The 21,966-nt window shown below is 42.8% G+C and carries 24 protein-coding genes and 1 pseudogene; 15 read left to right on the forward strand and 10 right to left on the reverse strand.

From position 1 onward, the window contains the following. The first annotated feature begins 43 nt into the window (after nucleotides 1-43). Nucleotides 44-1,495 (forward strand): S-layer homology domain-containing protein, encoded by a 1,452-nt coding sequence (locus SLU01_RS13970; protein WP_147059386.1) that lies wholly within the window; start codon nucleotides 44-46, stop codon nucleotides 1,493-1,495. 66 nt (nucleotides 1,496-1,561) lie between these two features. On the opposite strand, the gene SLU01_RS13975 is transcribed toward SLU01_RS13970, so the two are convergent. Together SLU01_RS13975 and SLU01_RS13980 are read right to left on the reverse strand one after the other, a co-directional pair. After that, complete coding sequence (locus SLU01_RS13975; protein WP_147059388.1) at nucleotides 1,562-2,017, reverse strand: SRPBCC family protein; 456 nt, start codon at nucleotides 2,015-2,017, stop codon at nucleotides 1,562-1,564. Between the two features lie 17 nt (nucleotides 2,018-2,034). Continuing rightward, entirely contained in the window at nucleotides 2,035-3,711 is a 1,677-nt protein-coding gene (locus tag SLU01_RS13980) for an FAD-dependent oxidoreductase (RefSeq protein ID WP_170232721.1), read from the reverse strand. A gap of 217 nt (nucleotides 3,712-3,928) precedes the next feature. Between SLU01_RS13980 and SLU01_RS13985 the strand changes: the two genes are divergently transcribed. Then, the gene (locus SLU01_RS13985) at nucleotides 3,929-4,522 is read left to right on the forward strand and encodes a TetR/AcrR family transcriptional regulator (RefSeq protein ID WP_147059392.1); all 594 of its coding nucleotides are present in this window, start codon (nucleotides 3,929-3,931) and stop codon (nucleotides 4,520-4,522) included. Between the two features lie 57 nt (nucleotides 4,523-4,579). Here SLU01_RS13985 and SLU01_RS13990 read toward each other — a convergent pair whose 3' ends face one another. Further along, nucleotides 4,580-5,338: an AAA family ATPase gene (locus SLU01_RS13990; protein WP_147059394.1), complete on the reverse strand. Its 759-nt coding sequence runs from the start codon at nucleotides 5,336-5,338 to the stop codon at nucleotides 4,580-4,582. Between the two features lie 364 nt (nucleotides 5,339-5,702). Here SLU01_RS13990 and SLU01_RS13995 point away from each other — a divergent pair, with 364 nt between their 5' ends. Next, nucleotides 5,703-6,509: a cupredoxin domain-containing protein gene (locus SLU01_RS13995; protein WP_147059396.1), complete on the forward strand. Its 807-nt coding sequence runs from the start codon at nucleotides 5,703-5,705 to the stop codon at nucleotides 6,507-6,509. Between the two features lie 21 nt (nucleotides 6,510-6,530). Then, nucleotides 6,531-8,039, forward strand: a complete 1,509-nt coding sequence (locus SLU01_RS14000; RefSeq protein WP_147059398.1) for a hypothetical protein — start codon at nucleotides 6,531-6,533, stop codon at nucleotides 8,037-8,039. 64 nt (nucleotides 8,040-8,103) lie between these two features. Here the strand turns inward: SLU01_RS14000 and SLU01_RS14005 are convergent, their stop codons facing one another. Beyond that, nucleotides 8,104-9,672, reverse strand: a complete 1,569-nt coding sequence (locus tag SLU01_RS14005) for a histidine kinase N-terminal 7TM domain-containing diguanylate cyclase (RefSeq protein ID WP_147059400.1) — start codon at nucleotides 9,670-9,672, stop codon at nucleotides 8,104-8,106. A gap of 262 nt (nucleotides 9,673-9,934) precedes the next feature. Between SLU01_RS14005 and SLU01_RS14010 the strand changes: the two genes are divergently transcribed. Next, nucleotides 9,935-10,552, forward strand: coding sequence for a superoxide dismutase family protein (locus SLU01_RS14010; RefSeq protein ID WP_147059401.1), 618 nt, complete (start codon nucleotides 9,935-9,937; stop codon nucleotides 10,550-10,552). 118 nt (nucleotides 10,553-10,670) lie between these two features. On the opposite strand, the gene SLU01_RS14015 is transcribed toward SLU01_RS14010, so the two are convergent. Beyond that, nucleotides 10,671-11,126 (reverse strand): GNAT family N-acetyltransferase, encoded by a 456-nt coding sequence (locus tag SLU01_RS14015; RefSeq protein WP_147059404.1) that lies wholly within the window; start codon nucleotides 11,124-11,126, stop codon nucleotides 10,671-10,673. 178 nt (nucleotides 11,127-11,304) lie between these two features. Between SLU01_RS14015 and SLU01_RS14020 the strand changes: the two genes are divergently transcribed. Continuing rightward, nucleotides 11,305-12,225: an AraC family transcriptional regulator gene (locus SLU01_RS14020; RefSeq protein ID WP_246110995.1), complete on the forward strand. Its 921-nt coding sequence runs from the start codon at nucleotides 11,305-11,307 to the stop codon at nucleotides 12,223-12,225. Between the two features lie 5 nt (nucleotides 12,226-12,230). On the opposite strand, the gene SLU01_RS14025 is transcribed toward SLU01_RS14020, so the two are convergent. Further along, nucleotides 12,231-13,463, reverse strand: coding sequence for an MFS transporter (locus SLU01_RS14025; protein WP_147059406.1), 1,233 nt, complete (start codon nucleotides 13,461-13,463; stop codon nucleotides 12,231-12,233). 180 nt (nucleotides 13,464-13,643) lie between these two features. On the opposite strand from SLU01_RS14025, the gene SLU01_RS14030 reads away from it, so the two are divergent. Genes SLU01_RS14030 through SLU01_RS14040 form a run of 3 tightly spaced genes read left to right on the forward strand, consistent with a single transcriptional unit; the run spans nucleotide 13,644 to nucleotide 15,554 of the window. After that, nucleotides 13,644-14,015: a GntR family transcriptional regulator gene (locus SLU01_RS14030; protein ID WP_147059408.1), complete on the forward strand. Its 372-nt coding sequence runs from the start codon at nucleotides 13,644-13,646 to the stop codon at nucleotides 14,013-14,015. Beyond that, nucleotides 14,002-14,862 (forward strand): ATP-binding cassette domain-containing protein, encoded by an 861-nt coding sequence (locus SLU01_RS14035; protein ID WP_147059410.1) that lies wholly within the window; start codon nucleotides 14,002-14,004, stop codon nucleotides 14,860-14,862. Before SLU01_RS14030 ends, SLU01_RS14035 begins: the two co-directional genes overlap by 14 nt. A gap of 11 nt (nucleotides 14,863-14,873) precedes the next feature. Next, the gene (locus SLU01_RS14040) at nucleotides 14,874-15,554 is read left to right on the forward strand and encodes a hypothetical protein (protein WP_147059413.1); all 681 of its coding nucleotides are present in this window, start codon (nucleotides 14,874-14,876) and stop codon (nucleotides 15,552-15,554) included. 105 nt (nucleotides 15,555-15,659) lie between these two features. Here the strand turns inward: SLU01_RS14040 and SLU01_RS14045 are convergent, their stop codons facing one another. Beyond that, nucleotides 15,660-16,520, reverse strand: a complete 861-nt coding sequence (locus tag SLU01_RS14045) for a helix-turn-helix transcriptional regulator (protein WP_147059462.1) — start codon at nucleotides 16,518-16,520, stop codon at nucleotides 15,660-15,662. Nucleotides 16,521-16,689: 169 nt separating this feature from the next. Between SLU01_RS14045 and SLU01_RS14050 the strand changes: the two genes are divergently transcribed. Further along, nucleotides 16,690-16,878 carry a hypothetical protein gene (locus SLU01_RS14050; RefSeq protein WP_147059415.1) on the forward strand — a complete coding sequence of 63 codons (189 nt, stop codon included), beginning with the start codon at nucleotides 16,690-16,692 and terminating at the stop codon, nucleotides 16,876-16,878. Nucleotides 16,879-16,952: 74 nt separating this feature from the next. Here the strand turns inward: SLU01_RS14050 and SLU01_RS14055 are convergent, their stop codons facing one another. Together SLU01_RS14055 and SLU01_RS18275 are read right to left on the reverse strand one after the other, a co-directional pair. After that, nucleotides 16,953-17,957, reverse strand: coding sequence for an arsenic resistance protein (locus SLU01_RS14055; protein ID WP_147059416.1), 1,005 nt, complete (start codon nucleotides 17,955-17,957; stop codon nucleotides 16,953-16,955). Between the two features lie 141 nt (nucleotides 17,958-18,098). Then, a pseudogene (locus SLU01_RS18275) lies at nucleotides 18,099-18,272 on the reverse strand (tyrosine-type recombinase/integrase); the annotation flags it as partial. 143 nt (nucleotides 18,273-18,415) lie between these two features. Between SLU01_RS18275 and SLU01_RS14070 the strand changes: the two are divergent. The 3 genes from SLU01_RS14070 to SLU01_RS14080 all read left to right on the forward strand — a co-directional run bounded on the left by SLU01_RS14070 (nucleotide 18,416) and on the right by SLU01_RS14080 (nucleotide 19,971). Beyond that, nucleotides 18,416-18,856: a cell wall hydrolase gene (locus tag SLU01_RS14070; protein WP_147059418.1), complete on the forward strand. Its 441-nt coding sequence runs from the start codon at nucleotides 18,416-18,418 to the stop codon at nucleotides 18,854-18,856. 168 nt (nucleotides 18,857-19,024) lie between these two features. Further along, nucleotides 19,025-19,489: a GNAT family N-acetyltransferase gene (locus tag SLU01_RS14075; protein ID WP_507772826.1), complete on the forward strand. Its 465-nt coding sequence runs from the start codon at nucleotides 19,025-19,027 to the stop codon at nucleotides 19,487-19,489. A 140-nt stretch (nucleotides 19,490-19,629) separates the two neighbouring features. Next, a complete protein-coding gene (locus SLU01_RS14080; RefSeq protein WP_147059420.1) occupies nucleotides 19,630-19,971 on the forward strand; it encodes a DUF1700 domain-containing protein in 342 nt (113 codons plus the stop codon). Between the two features lie 164 nt (nucleotides 19,972-20,135). On the opposite strand, the gene SLU01_RS14085 is transcribed toward SLU01_RS14080, so the two are convergent. Then, nucleotides 20,136-20,540: a hypothetical protein gene (locus tag SLU01_RS14085; protein WP_147059422.1), complete on the reverse strand. Its 405-nt coding sequence runs from the start codon at nucleotides 20,538-20,540 to the stop codon at nucleotides 20,136-20,138. Between the two features lie 171 nt (nucleotides 20,541-20,711). Between SLU01_RS14085 and SLU01_RS14090 the strand changes: the two genes are divergently transcribed. Then, nucleotides 20,712-21,626 (forward strand): tetratricopeptide repeat protein, encoded by a 915-nt coding sequence (locus tag SLU01_RS14090; protein ID WP_147059424.1) that lies wholly within the window; start codon nucleotides 20,712-20,714, stop codon nucleotides 21,624-21,626. Nucleotides 21,627-21,742: 116 nt separating this feature from the next. Further along, nucleotides 21,743-21,940 carry a hypothetical protein gene (locus SLU01_RS14095; RefSeq protein WP_147059425.1) on the forward strand — a complete coding sequence of 66 codons (198 nt, stop codon included), beginning with the start codon at nucleotides 21,743-21,745 and terminating at the stop codon, nucleotides 21,938-21,940. Nucleotides 21,941-21,966: the final 26 nt, after the last annotated feature.

The following is a 21,966-nucleotide window of genomic DNA, read 5'->3' on the forward strand; positions in this document are numbered from 1 at the left end:
ATTATCTAAGATTAATCATAGGCTAAGAGAGGGGATTCATAATTTGAAGAAACGACTGCTTATTGTATTTGGCGCCTTATTGCTGTTCTGCTTCATTCCTGCGACAGGCTTTTCCGCGGAACCGAGACAGTTCTCAGATGTGCCGCCGACAAAACACTTCTCGGAAGCGGTGTATGAACTCGCTGAACGTAACATTATCGGTGGATATCCGGATGGTACATTCAGGCCTGGCAAGTCTATCACAAGAGGACAGGCTGCCGCGATTGTTGCCAAGATGACCAACTTGGATACATCGAATGTAAAAGATCCGGGATTCAAAGATGTTTCGACTGCGAACGGCTACTACAAAGCGATTGCGGCGATGGCGGAGAAAGGTATGATCGGCGGCTATGGCGATGGCCGTTTCGGTCCAAATGATCCGATAAAACGGGGGCAGATGGCTTCCATCCTCGTTAAAGCGTTTGATCTGCCGCGTGAAACTGTCTACAATCATCCATTTAAGGATATCCGAAATTCGGAAGCGCAGACTGAATACATTGTTGCGATTTATGCACTCGGCATCACGTCGGGAACGAGCCCGACTACATTCAGTCCAAATGCCCCCATAACAAGAGGACAGGCAGCGAAAATGCTTAAAGCGACTGAAGCAGCGAAGCCGCCAATGGTGACCATTAAGGCAAGCGATTTGGATTGGGAGTATGTACGAATTTCGCAGACTGACGCAGAGGAAGGACTTTTCAAAGCGATTCAAGTGTTCGGACAAGAAGCGTACACCGAAGACAGAGTCCAACTTGTTCCCGTAAAGGAAGGGACAGGCATCTTGAATCTGCGAGGTGAGCCGAGCAAAGGCTCAACCGTTAAGGATTACAAAAAATATTACGTCCATATTAAAAAGGTCAACGATGAACTGACGTTGACTTTGGAAGAAACGGAAGACATGGCACCGACGGCTGTCAAGCTGTTTGAAATCGATGAAAAAATTCAGGCCATCTCCCTTGAAACGATGAAAGGGGAAATGCTGTCTGACAATGTGCCATTCAAGTTGGATGAATACTTGATCGTGTCATTTACTATTGACAAACCCGGCCAGTATATTGCTACAGTGCAGCTTGAGAGCGGGAAGGAAATAAAGTACGGGATTGAGGCGAAACAAAACGATGCTCAATCATACTATGACATCGAAGCAATCAGGGAAAATACGACGGATATCTTTGAGGAAGATGCCAAGTATAACATAGGCGACTATAAAATCCTCGAAAAAGACGCAGGGGAAATCGTGAAAATCACTCGTGAGCCAGGAACAAATAAGTTTCATTTCCAAGCAACAGGCAAGAAGGAAGGAACGGTCCACATCGACTACGGAAAAAGTCTTATCCAACGCGATTGTGGGGAATCGGAGTACTGCGATCGGTTCGTGTGGTCAGGTCTTGTAGTAAAAGTCCGGATCATCGGCTCAATCGTGAATGTATATGTGTATCGTGATTATGAAGAGTGAGCGGGATTGAAAGGTGCCTGCCACCAACACAATTCAGAATTGTGTTGGTGGCAGGCACCGTATTTTTTAAACTCTTTTCAATTCAATATTCGTTATTTCCTCTGCAATTGCATTTGTTAAATCCTCGGCTGTTTTGGGGACGAATGATTTCAGGATGGCATTGACCATCGGCCCCATGACCCCTTTTGCAGTAATGTCCAAATTCCCATGCATCACGGTTTGTGTCTCCGATAGTACTTCTGCTTTGAAATAGCCATTGCCTGCGAAGTTTTCATTCAATCCTTTTAAATCGAAAGTGACTAAAGTTGGCTCCCGCCATTCTGTAATGTCGATTTGTAACTTCACAGTCTTTTGCATAATACCAATATCGCCTTTAAACGTCCATGTCGATTGCTTGTCACTCAAGATTTCATGTTCGATATATCCCGGGACAAGCGGTGCCCACCTGTTCATCTCACTGACGAAATCCCACACCTTTTCAATCGGTAAATCCAACTCTGTTGTATGTGTTCCACTAGGCATGTAAAGTTCCTCCTTTATTATGCTAAAACGCTCTCCGCGTCGCTTATCTTACGCGGTTCCATGTTGCCAATATGCATACCTGCCAAGTAGCCGAATGTCATAGCAGGTCCAATTGTTCCGCCTGCGCCTGGATATGCGCCGCCCAATATGCCCATCGCCGCGTTTCCGGCAGCATAGAGCCCCGGAATAACTTCTCCGCGTAAGCTGATGACTTGTCCATGTTCATTGATGCGCGGCCCACCATTTGTTCCTAGTGATCCTGCATAGATCGGCAATGCGTAAAATGGTCCTTTTTCAATTGGCCCGATCATCGCTTTACGGCCTTGGAATCGATTCGCGAAATTCTCGAAATGCAATGATCCACGGTTGAAGTCAGGATCTTCGTGATTTGCAGCATGCTGATTAAAGCGTTCGACCGTTGCTTCAAGCTGATCCGGATCGACTCCAATTTTTTCCGCAAGCTCCTGAATGCTATCTGCCTGCGGAACCCAGTCAGGTGCATCTTCGCCAGGAGCCATCGTCACGATTAAGGCGCGGTCTTTTAACTGCTGATCAAAAATGAGCCACACATTCGATTCATTCGGCAATGATTGCGAGTTCTGATCATACGTGTAAAATGACTTCGGAAGGTCCATATAAGTGGCACCTTCGTTAACGAAGCGTTTTCCATGTTTATTGACAATAATTGAATTCGCCATTGTCCGTGCTTGCGAATCGATTTGATTATAAACTTTTCCTTCATATTCAATCGTAGGATCAACGAAAGCTGGGGACCACCAAGCTTCGCTCATGTTGGCAAGAGCTGCTCCTGCTTCCATCGCCATAATTAAACCGTCGCCTTCATTGTAAGAAGGGGATTGCGGATGCGTAATTGCTCCTTTTAGGAACGAACGGACGAGCTCTTTATTCCACTCAAAACCACCTGACGCAATCATGACGCCTTTTCTTGCGCCGATGAAATAGGCTGTCCCATCTTCTTTTTCTGCGCGAACGCCAATAACGGCTCCTTCATCATCCATAACAAGTTCTTTTCCAGGAGTGGCAGTCAGTGTTTCGATGCCGCGATCTAGCACACCTTTAAAAAGACTGGCAGCCAACGCTCTTCCCATCGTCGTAATATTGTTTTCCATTCGAGTTCCCACAAGCGTGAAATCGATATCTCCTGGATCACTAGCCCCACCTTCTTCCAACGTCAAGGGAGGGAAGATCGGGTTTCTTCTTACTTTCTCTGCCCATTCCCCTAAATCGTTCAAAGGAAACGGAAGGGGATCGAGCGAACGGCCTTCCTTTTTACCCCCAGGCAAGTCTGCATAATAGTCACCATACCCTTTAGGGACAGCAAATTTTACAGGCGTATGCTCATGAAGATAATCGATCATCTTCGGACCATTCTCAATATAGACGTCAATCAATTCAGGATCCGGCTCTTTACCGTGCGTCAGTTTTGTAATATACATTTTCGCTTCTTCATGTGAATCTTCCAATCCGAGTTCTTTCATATAACGGTTATTTGGAATCCAAGGAATCCCTCCGGAAAAAGCCGTCGTACCGCCAATCTGATCCGATTTCTCAAGGATGAAAACTTCCGCCCCTTGATCATGTGCGAGAATAGCTGTTGTTAAAGCAGCACCCCCGCTGCCTAAAACGACTACGTCTGTTTCGACATCCCATTTCATATCGTTTTTCAATATCATTTTCATAACCCCCTTATCTTTTAGAAAACGCTTTCATGTAAATGAATTAAAAAGTGATTCTTTTGCCAACTTCCTTTATTGATAAGCTGTTGTCCTATATAATTATAGGTAAAAAGATATTTAAAACAATAAACACTTTTCAGATAAATGATGTATTCTAATCATAACAACCAACAATGTCTACAACATAGATAGTTAATCGACAGGGGGAACTGAATTGTCTATCAAGATGGATCCAAGAGTTCGAAGGACGAAAGCGATGTTTGAGGAAGCGTTATTGGAATTAATGGAGGAAAAGGATTACAAAAAAATTACGGTAAGGGAGATATCCGAAAGGTCCACTCTTAACCGGGCGACATTCTACTTGCACTACTATGACAAAGATGAATTACTTGAACAAATGCTGCAAGACGCGCTAGAGCAGTTAAGGATCAGTGTGCAAGTGAAAGATATGGAATTCAAGTATGACAGTGAAAATCCACATCCGATCTTCATTCGACTATTTAATAAGATGATTGAGCAGAGTCGCTTTTACAAAGTCATGCTAGTTCAAGAAAAAGTACCGTACTTCACAGAGTCAGTCAGAGAAATCATTGAAACACTGGTCGAGAAAGCGACACATTATATGGTTGAAGATAAAATTGAATTTAAGGTGCCCGTTGAAATGTCAATTGCCTATATCACATCTGCCTACTTGGGCGTCATCATTTGGTGGCTGAAAAAAGACATGCCTTACACACCTGCACATATGGCGAAGCAGCTGACGAGATTGTCGACGGTCGGTCCTTGGTTGGAAAATCCGTATCAGTAAAGTCAAAAAGACCCTCTTCAAGGCCGAGAAAAGACTTTGAAGGGGGTTTGCTTGTATCTATTCATCTTGAAAAAGATGGTGCAACAACCGCTCCCGGTCATCGAAAAACTGCTTCATGATGGCGTAATGATCCGTTTGCTCCAGCGTTGTTTCCTCAATTCCATTTTCTGTAATCTGTACGATTTTAGAAAGTGGGTGCGCCATGATGATTGGCGAATGGGTCGATATGATGAACTGAGATCCTTCTGTGACGAGTTCGTTGATGCGCGCAAGCAATGAGATTTGGCGGAACGGGGATAATGCGGCTTCCGGTTCATCCAAAATATATAATCCGTTCCCTCTAAACCTTTCCCGGAACACGGCGAAAAACGATTCCCCGTGCGATTGCTTGTGAAGGGATACCCCTCCGAACGAATCAATGATCTTAGGGCCATATGGGTCTTGGTCAAGCTCCTCAATATTCGTTGCCACATTGTAAAACGTCTCCGCCCTGAAGAAAAAGTGATCCCTCGCTCGTTCTGCTCCTTTGACTAGGCGTATATACGAATCGAGTTCAGAATGGGAATCAAAACTGGAGAAATTGAAGTTCAACGTTCCGCCTTCGGGATTAAATCCATATGCAATGGCGATTGCTTCCAATAACGTCGACTTGCCCATCCCATTTTCACCGATTACATAAGTGATATTTGGATGAAGCTCCAATTCATGCAAGTTCCGGATGAAGGGAAGCGTGAACGGGAATTGTCCATGAGGAAGCTGTTCTCGCTTCAAGCGCACAGCTCTTATGTATTGTGAAAATGAATTCAAAATAGCCAACGAAAATCACCCCTGTCGTTATAGATAAATGGCAAATGGTTTTATTCCATTGTTAATAGTAAAGACCCTTCGATAGCCCTATCATCTCACCTCTTATTGTACTACGTGTCTAGAAGGCTAGAAGTTTCAGTATTCAGTTGTAGGGAAACGAAGAAGTAGGGATTTACACCTTTCCCAAGAGTTGCCGCATATTCGCTACTTAAATAAGCGCGATTTAAATACGTTAAGACAAAGTATTTTACGAATCGAAATAATAGGAGCATACTATTAATATATGAGTAATTGCCCATGATTGCAGTTTAGTAGCAGTCTAAAAGCTTCATTAGTCATATATGATTACAACAATTTTGAAGGAGGTAAGGAAATGATCAATAACAAGATGGCGATTTTAAGTCTGCTAGTAGGAGTTTTGCTAGTGCTTGGTGCATGTAGCGACGACAAGAACGAAAGCAGTGAAAAGAGTGGCGATGCTTTTTTGATGATAAGTGGTGACACTGTTTCTGAACAAGGGGGCTGTGTCTTGGCGAGTCGATATTCCGCTGGTGATAAAATTGTCTTCCGAATGAATGCATACGATTCAAGAACGAACGAGCAATTGAAAGATGCGAATTTGAAAGTACATTTATCGACAGGCGAAGAACTGGATATGGCTTATGGCACACATGGCGATGAGGATTTCTGGGTAGTCGCTTATCCGGTAACTGAAGAAACTCCGACAGGCAGCTTGGAGTATTATGTAACTGGAGAAGCGGGCGATTTAAAAGGGGAGTTCCGTCCATTTAATGTTGCACCATCCCTTCTTTCCATCGTAGATTTATCTGAAGACGGCGAAGCGGCTGCGGAGCCTGAAGTGGATGAAGAAGACGATGTGGATTTGGCTAACGTTGAAACGAATCAAAACATTGATTTAGTCGCTGTGAACTTTGAGTTTAAAGGAAAAAACGGTGAAAAAACTTTCTACGTCAAGGCTGGAGAAAAAGCTACGATGACATTGACGTCTGAAGAAGGATTACATGGCGTTGCAATTGAAGGCTTGGACGCGGAAATTAATGAACCTAATGGCAAAACAACTTTCACACCCGAAAAACCAGGTGAATACAAAATTTATTGCAGTATCTTTTGCGGCGCTGGACATGGGGATATGACTTCTAAATTAGTCGTTGTGAAATAAAAAGAAAGCAAGGTGGTTGTTTTGTCATTAAGCGCGTTCAAGAAGCCGGCGTTGTCCGTATCGCTGGCTTTCCTTGTTGCAGTTGGATTAAGCGGTTGCAATGAAACCGAAACACCGAAATCCGATAAGCCGGTTGAAAATAGCGAAGCAGATACAGGGAAGCAAATGGAAAAAGCGGCAGAAATGAAAAATAATATTAAGTTGTCAGCTACTCGCGGTTTTATTAACGACGAAGTAGAATTTACCGTAGATGATCTACCGGAAAACGCGGAAGTGCAGCTCATTTGGCCAACCGTGGATGGATCATACCATATTGAGAACCAATATGAAGTCATCGGTCCGGAATTCACGACAACTGATACAGTCATTCAGGAAGGGACGAGCGATGCGGAAGGGAAATGGTCTGGAACGTTTTCGATCCCTGAAGGTTTCGGTGGAGACTACACCGTCTATGTTGCGACGGGTGATAAAAAAATCGGCCAAACCGGTTTTACAGTAGATCCTTCATTTACAATGTCTCCTGAGTCCGGACCTGTTGGAACTGACATTACGATTAAGGTGGAGGGGTTAGGCTGGAGCACCTATATGCGTAACTGGCAGCTCACTTATGACAATAAATACACAGGTTTGGTGACTGCCATTTCTACGAATGGTACAGCAGAAGCGAAAATCCGTGCTGCTGGAAATCCCGGCAAACATGCAGTTCGCTTGCGCACCGGCTATTTAGGGATGCAATACATTAACTATTTGCAATCGCCATATCCGGACAAACCTGCGCCTGACTTTATGTTCACAGTGACGGATGACGAATTCGCAATTGAGAATTACGTGGAAGAATCTCCGATAGCTGCAGACGGCGGAGTTGAAATGCCAGCACTGAACAATAAATCAGGAGTCACATTGTCATTGGATAAAGAAGTTGGCATTGTCGATGAACCGGTGACGCTGACAGCTAAGGGTCTTGAGAAAAACAAAGAAGTGGAGCTTGTTTGGAACACGATGAAAGGCAGTCGTGTCAGCGGTTTAGGTTTTGAAGAGAAAAGTGCAACACTTGAAACGGTCAAAACCGATGCTGACGGCAACTTCACATACGACTTTGCCATTCCTGATGACCTTGGTGGAATCCCGCACCGCATCGATGCCAAAATTGGCGATGAGGTCGTCGGCCAAACGTATTTAAGCATCCAGCCATCCATCGTCAGCATGTCGCCAACATCCGGCCCTGTCGGAACTAAAATTGAAATCACAATCAAAGGCGGCGGCTGGACAGAGTTTGATAACGCTTATTATTTGACGTACGATAATTCCTACACAGGTTATCTTTGCGCCTTCAACAGCCAAGGCACATTGACTTTCGACGTCATTGCAACAGGCGATCCGGGTTACCATCTGATCGACCTCTACCCGGGGATTTATAAACAACAAGAAAAAGAAACCGATATGACGCTAATTCCCCAGCTCACCTATTCAACCGATCATCCGGGATCCGCAATGCCGGCAATCCGTTTAGGGTTCGAAGTGACGGAATAAACAAGAATAAAGGTGCCTGCCACCAACGCAATTCAGAATTGCGTCGGTGGCAGGCACCGTTTTTTTACACGAATACAGCTTGGTCGGCAAGATGGACGGTATTCCGCCCGTTCTCTTTTGATACGTATAAGGCACGATCCGCCTCTTGCAATAAAACATCCAGCGAACGGACGGCGCCTTGCAGTCCGGATACGCCGAAACTGGCAGTGATAATTAGTTCATCTTCGCTAGTAGAAAGTGGCGTGTCTTCTATATCTTTTCGAATTCGTTCTGCGAAGATGCCAGCTTCATCCAATGTTGTATCTGGCAAACAAACGACAAATTCCTCCCCGCCATATCTTCCGAAAATATATTCAGGGCCCATGTGCCGATTACAGATGTATACGACATGACGGATTGCCTCATCTCCGACAGCATGTCCGAAATTGTCGTTGATCTTCTTGAAGAAATCTATGTCGAACATTATGAGTGCTAATGGCTGCTGGTGTTGAGCCGCAATCTCCACAACTTCTTCACATTTCTCGAACAAATAGGCACGATTGAAAATTTTAGTCAAACCGTCTGTATAGGCGAGCTGCGTCAACCGTTTTTCCAATGCCTTTTGTTTAGTCGTATTGATAATAACAATCGTTCGGCCGACAACATCACCTTTCTGATTCCGCACAGGGGCAATATGAATCTGGTAGTAGCTGTTGTTGTTCGGATGTATCCATTCCACCTCTTGCTCCTCTTCTGCCGGATGTTCAGGAAAAGGGAAGGGGCCAATGCCGCTGTCTGCCCAAATTTCATTGACAAGACTGCCGATCTTCGAAAAGTGCAGCGCCTGGATGATTTTGCGCGCAGCACGATTATAGTCGACGAGCTGATTCGCCATATCGATCACGAGTACCCCGTCTCGCATACTCTCAAAAATCCGGTCTCGGGCAATTGGCGCAATGACGAAAAGTTTAGTTGACAAGATTGCCCATAAATACAAGGCGGAAGTGAAGCACATGACAATCGGAACGGGATCCATCCCATAAGGAGACAGCCCGAGCAAGTAAAGGAACGAAGCTATCACTGGAATGAAAAATCCGATGATCATCGTTAAAACTTGCTTCCAGTACTTCGCTTTTGTCTGCAACCAATAACGCGCCAAAAGAATGGCGCCAAGCAATAGACATCCAAACGTAAAACTACCATGGACAACATACCAAGGGCCCGCCACGATATCGATGAGCGGCTGAACCTCGCCAGGACGCAAATAGATATCACGATACATAAAATGATGGACTTCATTTGTGAGACAGAAAAGGGTAGTGAAAACAGGGATGATGAACAAAGGAATGGCGAATCGAGCTTGATGTCCCTTTTCGGAACCGATAAATTGCAACGCAAGCAACAAGGAAAGCGGTGGAACGAAAGGCATTCCGAAATATTGCACCTTTAACCAAATGATGCTCTCCTCCAAACTGCCGCTCGCTAATTCCAACGCATGGCCAAAAATATAGATGGCAGAGAAAACGGACATCCAGACGAAAATCGTGCTGCTGGACAAGATTCTTCTTTTTGAGAACGCATACAACGCAAGAATAAGAGACAAGACCCCGGAAATTGAAGTGATGACAATGTAATGGAAGATGTCTGGATTCATTAGGAAGCTCCTTAAATGATATTAAATCTATCATACAGGTGGAAAGCCGGGAAGAAAAGCACGGATAAAGGTGCCTGCCACCAACACAATTCAGAATTGTGTTGGTGGCAGGCACCTTTTTTTAGGGATTCCTTCTTGCATTATTGTAAATACATCCCATTTCGGGTGGTCGGTAAGTGCTCTTTTACTTGAAATCTGTTTACAACATGGCAAATAGTGAAATGTAAAGGTGTCAGTACTTTGCTAGAAGGAGCGTGTGAATATGAAAAAGTGGATTTGGCTTACAATGATTCTCACCTGTGTTTTTGTTTTCGCAGCATGCACCGATGGGAAAGATGACTCGGCTACTGGAACAGAAGGCACAGATGTTGAGGTCGATGATGAAGCGACTACCGATCCGACTGAAGACGATGTCGCAGAAGGCGATAAATTGCCGTCCGTTACTGTACACCTAATGGATAGCAACGGAAAGTCGGTAGGAACGACGGAATTGACCGAGGAAGAAGACGCATTGCGAATAATGGTGGACGCAAAGGATCTGCCTGAAGGAACTCATGGTTTTCATTTCCACGAAAAAGGGGTATGTGAAGCGCCTGATTTTGAATCGGCGGGAGGGCATTTTAATCCGACAGAATCGAGCCATGGACTTGATCACGAAGAAGGCCCGCATGCCGGCGATTTGCCGAACCTAGAAGTAGGCCCGGATGGAACGGTGAAAGAAGAGTTCTTCGTTCAAAATCTTACATTGAAAGCCGATGAAGAAAACTCACTATTCCATAATGGCGGAACAGCGCTCGTCATCCACGCAGAAGCAGATGACGGAAAAACTCAGCCATCCGGTAACTCCGGCGACCGCATAGCTTGTGGCATCGTACAATAATGTTTCGAAGGCAAGGCCGATAAATGAAGAAGCCAACCGCTAGAAAATTCGGTTGGCTTCTTTCTATGCTTATATATAATCTAGTTAAACGATCATAATCAGATGTTGCGCAGGTACCCTATTGTAGAATCAATTCCATGACAACCCCGACAACAGGACCGGCATCGTCAACTTCACCGGTTAAGTGAAAACCGAAGTCTTCGTATAGCTTAATCGCACGCTTATTGTCAGGATGGACGCTCAAATAGATTTTCTTACAACCATACCGGCCCTGGATATGTTGGATCAAAAGAGGCAAAAATCGCTTCGCATACCCATTTCCTTGAAAATGGTAATCAACCATAAAACGATCTAACCACGCGCTTTGATTCGAAATGGAATGCCATCCATACATACCATAACCAACAAGCGTCTCCCCGTCATACAAGCCGACGGAAATTCCGTTATCTTCAAACTTACTCTCTGCCAATGAAAAAGCATTACTCTCAATGAACTGATTTTGCTGTTCTGACACAGATAATGCAACGACAGAACGCCAATTATCAGTTGTCACCTCACGAATCCGGAGGTCCATAATTCCATCTCGCTTTCAAATGATTTCTTAGTTTACATCACTATTTTACCATACGATCCAGCCGTGGTGAAAATTCCAATGTTCTAGCGTGGAACCGAAACCATAAAATCCTTGTTGGTTCGAGGTTGCAGAATGCGTATAATTACTAGTAGCTGAGAAAATACAGAAATAAAGGTGGGTGTTTTCGGTTCAACAGATAGCATTATTACAAAAGGTCATTGACTATATTGAAGTTCATATAAAAGAAGAGATAAAGCCCGAGGAATTAGCAAAAATGGCCGGCTACTCGCCTTTTCATTTTTACAGGATCTTTCACCAGCATATCGGCTATACCGTTATGGATTATGTCGTGAAAAGGAAGCTGCAACACGCATTATTCGAGTTGGTGAACGGGAAAAAAGTGATTGAGATTGCGCTTGAATATGGGTTTGAAACTCATTCAGGATTTACAAAAGCGTTTAAACGAACGTTTGGAAGTCCGCCGAGCTTGTACCGACTGCATTGTCCAACTTCATTGCCGCCTAAACTGGATTTACTGAACTTGCACCAAAAAGAAGTTGGCGGCATCGTCATGCAACCGAAAATCGTGCAGAAGAATGGCTTTACGATTGCCGGGAAAACGTATGAAAGCAAAGTTAACGACGTATTTTTTACGAGGGATGCTCCTGCGTTCTGGGATCAGCGCATCGCGCCGGAAGAGGCAATCGAAACGATGTTGTATGAAAAGCTTTCTCCGAAAAAACATGGAGAGTATTGCGTGAACCTGAATAATCGGGACATGAATCGCACGTTTACGTACTTATTTGCAGTCGATTGTGATCATGAGGATACCCAACTCCCACAAGGGCTGACGAAGCTGCATATAAAACCCGCAACGTATGCTGTATTCAAGATTCCTCCAGTAGATGTGGACCAGTTTGTCCCGGCGATTAAAGGAACGTGGAAATTCATATTGGAGGATTGGCTGCCACAATCGTCTTACGAAGTCGATGAACGAGGGTATGATTTTGAGTATTACGATGAACTGTGCCATGACTGGATTTATGAGAAAATCACGATGGAAATTTATGTGCCAATAAAAGATAAAGACAAAGTGTGATTGGATCACGCTTTGTCTTTTTTCAATACGGTTTTATATAAAAGCAACACGGGCATGACGAAGCAAGCACTTGCAATGATTGCCGTTTTCACGGCGAACCGTGATGCGATCACTCCGATGATCGGCCCACCGCCGATTTGGCCGATAGCATCGACTTGGCCTTTTACTGAAAAGAAGGTCGCGCGTGTCGAGGAATCAGGGATGATTTTATTCAGCCAAATGTCCTCTAACGGATACATTACTTGCCTTGTCACTTCGATCAGGAGGTAAAAGACTAGTAAGCTGACGACGAACGCAGAGAGTGCGAAGCCGATAAGTGAAATGACAATAAGCGAGCATCCAATAAAAAGTGAAATGTAAATATATCGCAAATTCAAGTGGATCGTACTTCGGTTCATAAAGTGAAGAACCGTGAATGAAAGTATGACGACGATGAATTGAAGCCCGCCCATAAATAGGACTAGCTTTTCCGTCGATAATGTAGCTAAAGCAGAGACGTCAATGAAATGCGTCATCCATAATCGGTCGAAACCTTCGCTGTACAATCCGATAAACAATGCAATCAGAAGCAACATCCTCATGAGGAAGCTCGCTTTGGAATAGACAACGATCTTCTGCATATTTCCCTTCATGCTTTTCCACGCTGAAATCCTTTCGCCTGTCTGTAAAGGCTTGAAATTCTTCTCTTCCATGAAAAACTGTAAGTAAATTGCAATCCCTAGCATGCAGGCGCCACCTATGATAATCGGTAAGTTAATCATAAAGTAACCCGTCAGTATGCTGAGAGGAATTGCGATGATTTGACCAAGCTTCCCGAATTTCGCTCCTCTAATAAATGCAAGAGACGCCCGTTCTTCCCCGATTTCATCCGCAATCCAAGCCTGCTGGGCTCCACTTGTAAACGTATAGCCGATGCCCCATGCAATTTGAGAGAAAATGACAGCTGCAAACAGCGGGAAAATCCCTTCAACCATAAATCCAAATCCGATTAATAAATAGCCGATGATAAGAGAAAGCTTGCGGCTTTTGACGTCGGCAATCACGCCGGTTGGAATTTCAAATAGGAAAACGGTCAGCTCCAAAACCGTCCCGACCAAAACAAGCTGGAGCGGATCGAGCTTCACAATTTGGACGTGGTACAGCAAGTTCACTGTAAAGATAAAAGTGAAAAACAGCTGCGATAAAAAGCATGTGAACAAGTAAACTACATATGGGTCTTTTCTGTTTAATATCTTCATAATCTTCCCCCTCCACCTGATTATAGGAAAAGGGCATCCTGCTATCTTGTCCGAATTTGCGGTTTTTACCTGTCACAGTTTTTTTGATAATCACTATTTCACCTTGACAAAACATAGTATACGAAGTATGGTTGATTACACAACTAATCAACCGACCGAGTGTTCAAAAGGAGTGCTCCAATGAAAGTTAACTTAAATGATCAAATTCCAATTTTTATTCAAATAGCAGACATGATAAAGGATGCCGTTGTGGAAGGTGGAATCAAAGAAGGTGAACAGATTCCCTCCACTACAGAACTATCTGACTTTTACAGTATTAATAGAGCGACTGCACAAAAAGGTGTCGGGATTTTAGTGGATGAAGGCATTGTGGAAAAAAGACGCGGGATTGGCGTATTCGTTGCTCCAGAAGCCCGCAGTAAATTACTCAAAGACAGAATGGAGGACTTTTCGAAAACGTATATTCAATCTTTAGTTGAAGAGGCCAAACGATTAGAAATGTCTAAAGAAGAACTACTAAAAAGGGTGAGTGAACACTATGAAGATTATTGATATTCGAAACGTCAATTTTAAATATAGAGATGAGTTGATTTTAGAAAACATCACTTTTGATGAGGATTCACCTGTCATAACAGGGCTATGGGGAAGAAATGGTGCAGGTAAGACAACGTTAATGAAATTATTATCCGGCCAAGAACGTGAAGTTTCAGGAGATGTATGTGTATTGAATGCACATCCATTTAATAATCATGCAGTTTCCAAAAACATTAGCTATTTAAGGGAGGATCATCACTTCGGGAAAAGCTGGACTGTGAAAGACGCAATGTATTTCGCCTCCCTTTTCAATGAAAATTGGGATCAGGAAGAAGCAGATACACTCGTTGAACAATTCAAATTGCCACGAAAAAAGAAAATCGCTTCCTTTTCAAAAGGGATGCATACGATGGTTCAGCTTGTCATCGGTTTAGCAAGTCATTCGAAAGTGACAATCTTTGATGAGCCGACAAATGGCTTAGATGCTCATGCACGAAAACAATTTTTTCAAGCCTTAAAGAAATCTTACGATAAAAACCCACGCTATATTTTGATTTCTTCCCATCATATTAATGAAATTGAGCCACTTTGTGAAAAGTTGCTGATCATATCAGACAAAAGCATTAAATTTCACGAACCAATCGAATACTTTCAAACACAAGGTGTCAGTATGATGGGGAAAATAGAAGATATAAAAAGCGTAGTCAGCTCTATAGACATTTTAGAAACAGCACAGATCATGGGACGGTCCAAAGTGATGGCTAATGTGGCCATGACAAAGGAACTGAAGGAATCATGCGAACGGAATGGTATTCAAATAGAAAAAACATCGATGCAAGATTTTCTTGTGAATATAACTTCTTAGGAGTGATGGATATGAACCATTTAAAAGGACCAGTTTCAATCATTTTAAAAGATTTAAAAGTGCAATTTTATCTCTTTACTGCAATAACATTACTGTTGGTCATTGTCTATAGTGGGATTGGATATTACGTAGGGCCAGATAACTTTCATCCCTTTATTTCCGGACCAATCTACGGAATGTTACTCATCTTACCTTACTTCATGTTCGGTGATCCCCTCAAATCGACGATCGGGCTTGGCGGTACGCGTGTCAATTATTTTACAAGTTTTATTATCAGCTCCTTCATATTGATCGTATCCCTGATGATTGTGAATAACGTCTTCTTCCAACTGTCCGATTTACTAACGGAGCATACGAAGAGTACAACACATGTATTCCACCTTGCCAGTTTGTTCGGAGTATCAAACGCACTCTCCTATTTCTGGGTGGATATACTTTTAGGCATCTTCCTCGTTGGAATAGGGACCCTTCTTTCAGCAGCATTGTACCGATTCGGTTATATTTGGATGCTAGGGATCGCTGTAGTCATAGGGCTAGTTGGATTTATTTGGTTTACATTAGGCGATATGAGCGGAATATTCAAGTGGACATTGGAAAATATGTATTTGTCCCTTCATTTGTTAGGCGGGTTAGGGATTGTATGTATAGTACTCACATATCCGCTCATTACGCGGGTTACTTTAAAGTGTTAATTCAATGTTGAATGCAGAAAATGACGTGCACCCCAGAAGGTAGAGACAAAGTCTAACTTCTGGGGTGTTTGGTTAGCCTGATGTTTTGCCACTTTTTTTATCTTTTTATTCATCAAATGACAAGTTCACCGGCTCGTCGAGTAGTTCGGGCATTATTTCCAAATTTGTCGTCGCATAAGTTTCAGGCACTTCTTCAAATTGGAATTGATTCACCCAGAGCTTTCCTTTCCCTTGCAAAAGTACGCCGAATGAGATCGTTTGGCTCCGAGAAGGAACGTCAAGCACGATTGAATAGTAATTCCAGTCTAGCGTTCCTTTAATAGGGCGATTGCCCATATTATCAAACTGCAGTACATCGCCCAACTGGTCGTCAACGCGCATCCAAGCCCCGGAAAACTGGTCGACGTCTTCACATTTAATGAAACAGGAAAGCTTCAATCGCTTCCCAAGAAATTTATCCGCTTTGAATTGCTGCATCATCGTCGCGAATTCTTCCGCTTCAGTAACGAACTGAGAATGCAGATAACCCGAAGCATTCCCTGTATGAACAACTTGTCGATCGATCCCCATCTTGTACAGATGCGGATGACTTCCGCTCAAAAACCAGCCTTTCATCTCTTGCATCATAAACCCCTCCTCTTGTTTGAAACGAATGCTCCTCATAATCCTTCGATATTCGCCTGGTGCTAAACGATACGTCTTCTTAAAGGCACGGCTGAACGCCTCTTGAGAGTTGAATGAAGCAAAAAATGCAATATCCAAAATTCTTTCATCCGAATGAATCAATAAAACAGCCGCGACAGCAAGTCTCCGTGTACGGATGTATTGATCCACACTCATACTCAAGACAGACTGAAATAATCGGTGAAAATGGAACTTCGAGTAACCAGAAAAACTTGCCACATCCGCAAGTTGAATTTCCCGCTGTAAATTCTCTTCAATCCATTCAACCGCTCGCTGGATCATCCGTTCATCTTCCAAGATACTCCCTCCTTGCAAATTATTATAGCGTACGACTGGTGGCAGGTTTTGATCAAAACTGCGAAGTCATTTCAAAGAGACCGCATCTTTAATCAAAATAGAGATCTTGTCTATTGATATCGTTAAGGAAGAACTATCAAATGGAGGTGCCGTTATGAAGAATGTAAACATTGTTATTGGAAGTGCCGTAATGGCTGTATTAGTTGTCGGGGCGCATAGTTTTATCCAATTTGTTTTCACCAAAAGCATGCCGGACGTTTTTGAGATAAAAAAGATTCTGTTGTTCCTTATTGTTTTCATTGGCTGCATTGGCCTATCAAAGCGAGAGGCGAGGGGTGAATAAATAAAGTAAACAAGCAAGCTGGAGGTTTTCCGGCTTGCGTTTAGAAATATCCTATATTTACACCAGCATGGATATCATCTTTCATCCCTAAATTGTTCTTTAGGGATCTTTTTTGTTTCTTTACGTAAAAGTAGATTAGGTACTAAGCGAATATAAATTAGTTCACCTGCAAGCTCAACAATTGTCTGCGTCACGATTACAGCAGCTACTGGTGTGCTTAACTCGTCGGGCAACGCCAAGGCCAGAGGAAGAACCACAAGCGAATTGCGTGTTGAGCCACTGAAGATTAGAGCTCGACCTGATCCTATATCCAGCCTAAACCACTTAGCGATAAACCGAGAAACAACAGGTACGACAATCATAAAGGCAACATATATAGGAATGACTTTGATAATTAAGTCCATATAGGCAGATAATTTGCCGATTTGAGACGCAACGACCACAAAAAGGGTAAGAGCCATGAAAGGAACGGGCAGCCATGCCGATAAATCTAATATCTTATTGCCAATAGGTGATTTTCTTGCAAGCAGCTGTATAACAATAGCAATCCCTAGTGGAATAATGATAAGACCGAAAAATGCTTCCAGGAATGGAACAGGTTCCACGATTCCTGCTGCATCCCCTCCCATAAACAGCCATAAATACAGAGGTAAAAGGATTAGTTGCGTAATGAAGAGGATCGGTGTTGACATCAGTATCAGCTTTTCATTTCCACGACCTAATGCTGTAAAAACAATTACATAGTCAATGCAAGGGGTTAGTAAAACTAAATAGACGCCAAGTAATAATGGTGGATAATCGGGTAATAACTTTGATAGAAGCCATACCACGATGGGTACTGCAATATAGTTAACCGTTAAAAGAGCCCTGATAAAACGTCGATTAGCAAACGACTTTTTTAAAGATGTAAAAGGAATCTGTGAGAACATACTAAACATCAAAATAGCGATGATCACAGAAATCGTTATATCTAAATGTCCTGAAGAATCAGGAACTATTAATCCGAATCCAGCAGCTGTTAGTAATACAATGACATATATCCAAACTTGATTATTTTCAAGTTGATCCCTAGTAATCATGAGTAGTTATTCTCCTTTAACTTGTTTCGGTGAAGAAACTTGTAATAGTTGATCTCATAAAGTTTCAATCCTCCACGGAAATCCTTGTTGTTATAGAGTATAGCTTTTGATATACCTGCCTCTTTAGGCACACTGTTAAAAACGAGCATGACACGTTCCATAAGGGTTGTCCATAGCATTTAGCTTATGATCTTGCCATAAGACATTCAATATGTCTATTGGAATATCTTCTCCTGCTTTAATTTCTAGTACTTTGACGTTTAAGCCAAAACTAAAAACACCCTGTTTAACTACTGATTCAAATGCTTGTCTTTTAATAGCTTGGCATATTCATGTGCTCTTGCAGTACCTGTTCACTCGGCCTGCCAATTACGGTAGGAAGAGTGAAGGTCAATTTGTGACTTTAAATATGACATCAAAGTACACTTCCCCTCATACCCTATAGTTGGGGTGGAAAAATGCCAAGAGTTAAATACCGAGATGCAGACATTGATGTAATGGCAAGGATGATGAGAGCGGAAGCCGAGGGTGAAGGAAAGCAAGGGATGTTATACGTTGGAAATGTAATTGTTAACCGCGCTATAGCAGATTGCTTAGACTTTAGAGACGTACGGACGATTAATGATGTCATTTTCCAAGTGCAAGGAAATAATTATTCCTTTGAAGCTGTTCAAAAAGGAAACTTGTTTTATCAAAGAGCGAGACCTACTGAAAAAAGATTAGCAAAACAAAATTTGGATCATTGGAGGGAACATCCAGCGAAGTTCGCCCTTTGGTACTTTAATCCGTATGCTCCGTGTCCGCCAACCTGGTACGGGCAACCTTTTACTGGACAGTATAAAGATCATTGTTTTTATGAACCGCTAGCAGGAACGTGTGAGAGTGTTTATATCGGATAGTTACTTTAGGATTATATAAAATAAATAAGCCAACCGTTCCTATCCCGGTTGGCTTATTTGCGTATTCAGATGGTCATATGTGGGATTTGGGAAAGAGTGCTAAAATGAATAATAAGAAGACAGAGTATTGCCTGTATGTTGAGATGAAGAAATAAGGAGGCGATTCAATTGGCGAATGATACGATATTTCGTTTAGCAACAGAACAAGATTTGGAACGAATCGTGGAGATGCTGGCGGATGACAAGTTAGGGGCAACACGGGAACAATTCGTCCTTCCCTTACCGGAAGTGTACCGTGATGCGTTTCATGCGATTGATGCAGATCCCAACAACGAACTTGTCGTTGCGTGTCTCGGAAATAAAATCATTGGTGTCCAACAAATCACATTCACCCCCCATTTGACCCGTCAAGGTGGATGGCGTGCAACGATCGAGGGGGTAAGGACCTGTTCAACCGTACGAGGAAAAGGAATAGGATCAGAGCTCATCAACTGGGCAATCCAACGGGCCGAACAGCGTGGCTGCCACATCGTCCAGCTGACTACTGATAAAACGCGAGAGGACGCCATACGCTTTTACGAACGGTTAGGGTTCCAGGCAACCCATGAAGGGATGAAGATGAAGTTGAATTGAAAAAATGGCCAACCAGAGGATTGTTGTATAAGATAGGACCATTAAATCAGTCTGGAGTCTGATTGCAATTATTGGAATTCGTTTATAATTAAAAATAGAGAAGTACTAGTCAAAGGGTTAGAAGGGATGGAGGGGTGTTAGTGAAGAGGATGAACTATTTGGGTCTATTTGGCGTCATTTCGTTTAATGTAATTGTTTTCTCCGGAATCGCAGCTGCAGTAGCAGGGCTGCTGTTTGCTTTATGGACAATTGCTATTTCGTTTATTGTATCGCCGGTTTTATTAGTAATAGTAAACGTATTGGAACTCCAGCAATTTAATGTCTTGCAAACGGTACTTAGCTTAATTTTATTCCTCATCGGCATAGGATTAGCGCCTTTGGCAATGAAGGTTACTCGTTATTTGGGTGCGATGTTTGTTAAATATGTTGAATACAACAAGAAAGCAATTTTTAAAACGCCAGACACAAGTACGATTTATTAATCAAAATAAAAACGGCGGCCCCCTCTTATCAAAACAGAGGATGGCTGCCGTTTTCTTCATTTTTACAGGGGAGGTATTGGGAATTAAAACAAACTGTAAAAGATCTGCTTTATGAGGCTATCTATTACGATGAATCACTTCAACCCTTCCAAGTATGAAAGCACTCAGTAATCGGCATCCCAATATTGATCGTGCTTCATGTCATTCACAATCCGTTCAAAAAACGGCAGCATTTCATCAGGGTGTTCTCTCCAATGAAACATAATATGCACCGGACCCTCAGAATCGCTCGTCCCTTCGCTTGTACATGGGTAAATAAGCGTCTGAAAAGGAGCGTGCTTCTTATCGAAATAAACATTTTTGCGATGAAGGACCTTCACAAGCCAATGGGTTTCGCAAGGGTATTCGGTGTCAAAACCGTCTTTTTGAAAACTCCTTAAGTCATTTGCACCCATCTCTACCATAGCATATGCAATGCACTTTTCGCCTTTCCGTTTTTGCGTTTGCCTTTTTGCCTGTCTCAGCAAATTGTATCGAGTGCCCACTTTCTTCTCTTTTCTCTTATTCATTTATTATCGCCCTCTCGATCTGATATACATTTAGAATAGTAGATAACTGACGAGGTGAGCAAGAAAGGGGTTCATTTCAACGCTGAAGAAAGAACGATGGTATGTCATACTTAAAATTCATAAAGTGACGCTGAATTTAGATAATATTAGCAAGGAAAGTAGGTACATGATATGGATATCAATGAAAAGGCGCTTCAGTTGTTTGAAGAAAATAAATATGCAGAGGCACTTGGGCTGCTGGAACAAGCGGTTATAGAGGAGCGTACTGTGCAGTCATTAAATAATCTGGCATGGATGTATGTATACGAAGAAGAAGATGTACACCGTGCAAAACCGCTTCTAGAAGAAGTGATGACACTGCAGCCGCGGTCTTATTTTCCGTATAATATGCTCGGTGAAATTGCGCTAAAGGAAAAAGACTGGGAAGGCGCTAGGAAAATTCTGAACCACTCAATCACCATTCAGCCTTCTCCTGCAGCAATTCATAATTTAGCGGTTGCCGACTTTCATACTGGCCGTTTCAGCCAAGCGGCAGAAGGGTTCCATTCGATTGCCGAGGACTCGGATTGCATCAGTTGGTATGAAGTGATTGCGCGCATCCAAAACGAAGAGACGGCAGTTGCTAAATTGATAGTAGACAGGTGGAATTGTGAGTCAGAACATTATCTAGGGGCTATCGAAGCGGCAGATGCTTATGTGGAAATAGGCTGTTTGCAGGAAGCCCGGGAGATGTTTGAAAAAGAGTGGGAGGACTATTTTGTTTCGCCTTATGTGATCAGCCGGTATGCGTATGTTTTATTTCACTTGCAAGAATTGCAGGCTTGTCGACAAGTGATCGATCAGGCGATTGCCAGCAAGCATAGTGAAATAAAAGAAGAAAGACTGGAAGATTGTGATGAAAATTGGTCTGAAACCGATAAAGCTGAAAGGATAGAAGAGCTGGAAGCAGAACTGGGTGGACTGCAGCGATTGTTTGCAAAATTGCAGGCGGGATTCCGACCGGCTCTCGAATTTGAACTGCACCATGAAGGTGGTTGCTACCTGTTTGGCTGCAAGCAACACGGACACCCGGAATATGCGGGGTGATTATTGTAGCACGATCGCACAGTATACAAGGGCTCGAAAGTAATAGAGAAACTAGGAGAAAATAGCGGGTTCGGAAGATTTGGGAGAAAATGTGCAATTAGAAAGGATGAGTGAAAATGAAAAAGAGGAGAGCAATCTTTATTGGTGATGTTAGATTTGATCAATGTCCAGTTTTTGAATTAAATAGCGAAACTAACTACTTCGAAATGATAATAGATAAAGAATTTAGGTATTTAAAGGAAGTCGTTGAGGAAGATGATGATTTTCTAGTTTTTGAAATCGAAAAAGATATGGCAACTTTAATCAAGCAATAAGCGGGCGTAGCTGGCGCATAACTGTT

The sequence above is a fragment of the Sporosarcina luteola genome (assembly GCF_007991495.1).
GTDB classification, from domain to species: domain Bacteria; phylum Bacillota; class Bacilli; order Bacillales_A; family Planococcaceae; genus Sporosarcina; species Sporosarcina luteola.

What these genes read in the sequence shown, in the direction of transcription:
- SLU01_RS13995 (WP_147059396.1), top strand. Translation starts at nt 5,703, where the DNA reads ATGATCAATAACAAGATGGCGATTTTAAGTCTGCTAGTAGGAGTTTTG.
- SLU01_RS14095 (WP_147059425.1), top strand. Translation starts at nt 21,743, where the DNA reads ATGAAAAAGAGGAGAGCAATCTTTATTGGTGATGTTAGATTTGATCAA.
- SLU01_RS14030 (WP_147059408.1), top strand. Translation starts at nt 13,644, where the DNA reads ATGAAAGTTAACTTAAATGATCAAATTCCAATTTTTATTCAAATAGCA.
- SLU01_RS14070 (WP_147059418.1), top strand. Translation starts at nt 18,416, where the DNA reads ATGCCAAGAGTTAAATACCGAGATGCAGACATTGATGTAATGGCAAGG.
- SLU01_RS14010 (WP_147059401.1), top strand. Translation starts at nt 9,935, where the DNA reads ATGAAAAAGTGGATTTGGCTTACAATGATTCTCACCTGTGTTTTTGTT.
- SLU01_RS14045 (WP_147059462.1), bottom strand. Translation starts at nt 16,520, where the DNA reads ATGATCCAGCGAGCGGTTGAATGGATTGAAGAGAATTTACAGCGGGAA.
- SLU01_RS14015 (WP_147059404.1), bottom strand. Translation starts at nt 11,126, where the DNA reads ATGGACCTCCGGATTCGTGAGGTGACAACTGATAATTGGCGTTCTGTC.
- SLU01_RS14085 (WP_147059422.1), bottom strand. Translation starts at nt 20,540, where the DNA reads ATGAATAAGAGAAAAGAGAAGAAAGTGGGCACTCGATACAATTTGCTG.
- SLU01_RS14005 (WP_147059400.1), bottom strand. Translation starts at nt 9,672, where the DNA reads ATGAATCCAGACATCTTCCATTACATTGTCATCACTTCAATTTCCGGG.
- SLU01_RS14035 (WP_147059410.1), top strand. Translation starts at nt 14,002, where the DNA reads ATGAAGATTATTGATATTCGAAACGTCAATTTTAAATATAGAGATGAG.
- SLU01_RS14055 (WP_147059416.1), bottom strand. Translation starts at nt 17,957, where the DNA reads ATGATTACTAGGGATCAACTTGAAAATAATCAAGTTTGGATATATGTC.
- SLU01_RS14050 (WP_147059415.1), top strand. Translation starts at nt 16,690, where the DNA reads ATGAAGAATGTAAACATTGTTATTGGAAGTGCCGTAATGGCTGTATTA.
- SLU01_RS14040 (WP_147059413.1), top strand. Translation starts at nt 14,874, where the DNA reads ATGAACCATTTAAAAGGACCAGTTTCAATCATTTTAAAAGATTTAAAA.
- SLU01_RS13980 (WP_170232721.1), bottom strand. Translation starts at nt 3,711, where the DNA reads ATGATATTGAAAAACGATATGAAATGGGATGTCGAAACAGACGTAGTC.
- SLU01_RS13975 (WP_147059388.1), bottom strand. Translation starts at nt 2,017, where the DNA reads ATGCCTAGTGGAACACATACAACAGAGTTGGATTTACCGATTGAAAAG.
- SLU01_RS14090 (WP_147059424.1), top strand. Translation starts at nt 20,712, where the DNA reads ATGGATATCAATGAAAAGGCGCTTCAGTTGTTTGAAGAAAATAAATAT.
- SLU01_RS14025 (WP_147059406.1), bottom strand. Translation starts at nt 13,463, where the DNA reads ATGAAGATATTAAACAGAAAAGACCCATATGTAGTTTACTTGTTCACA.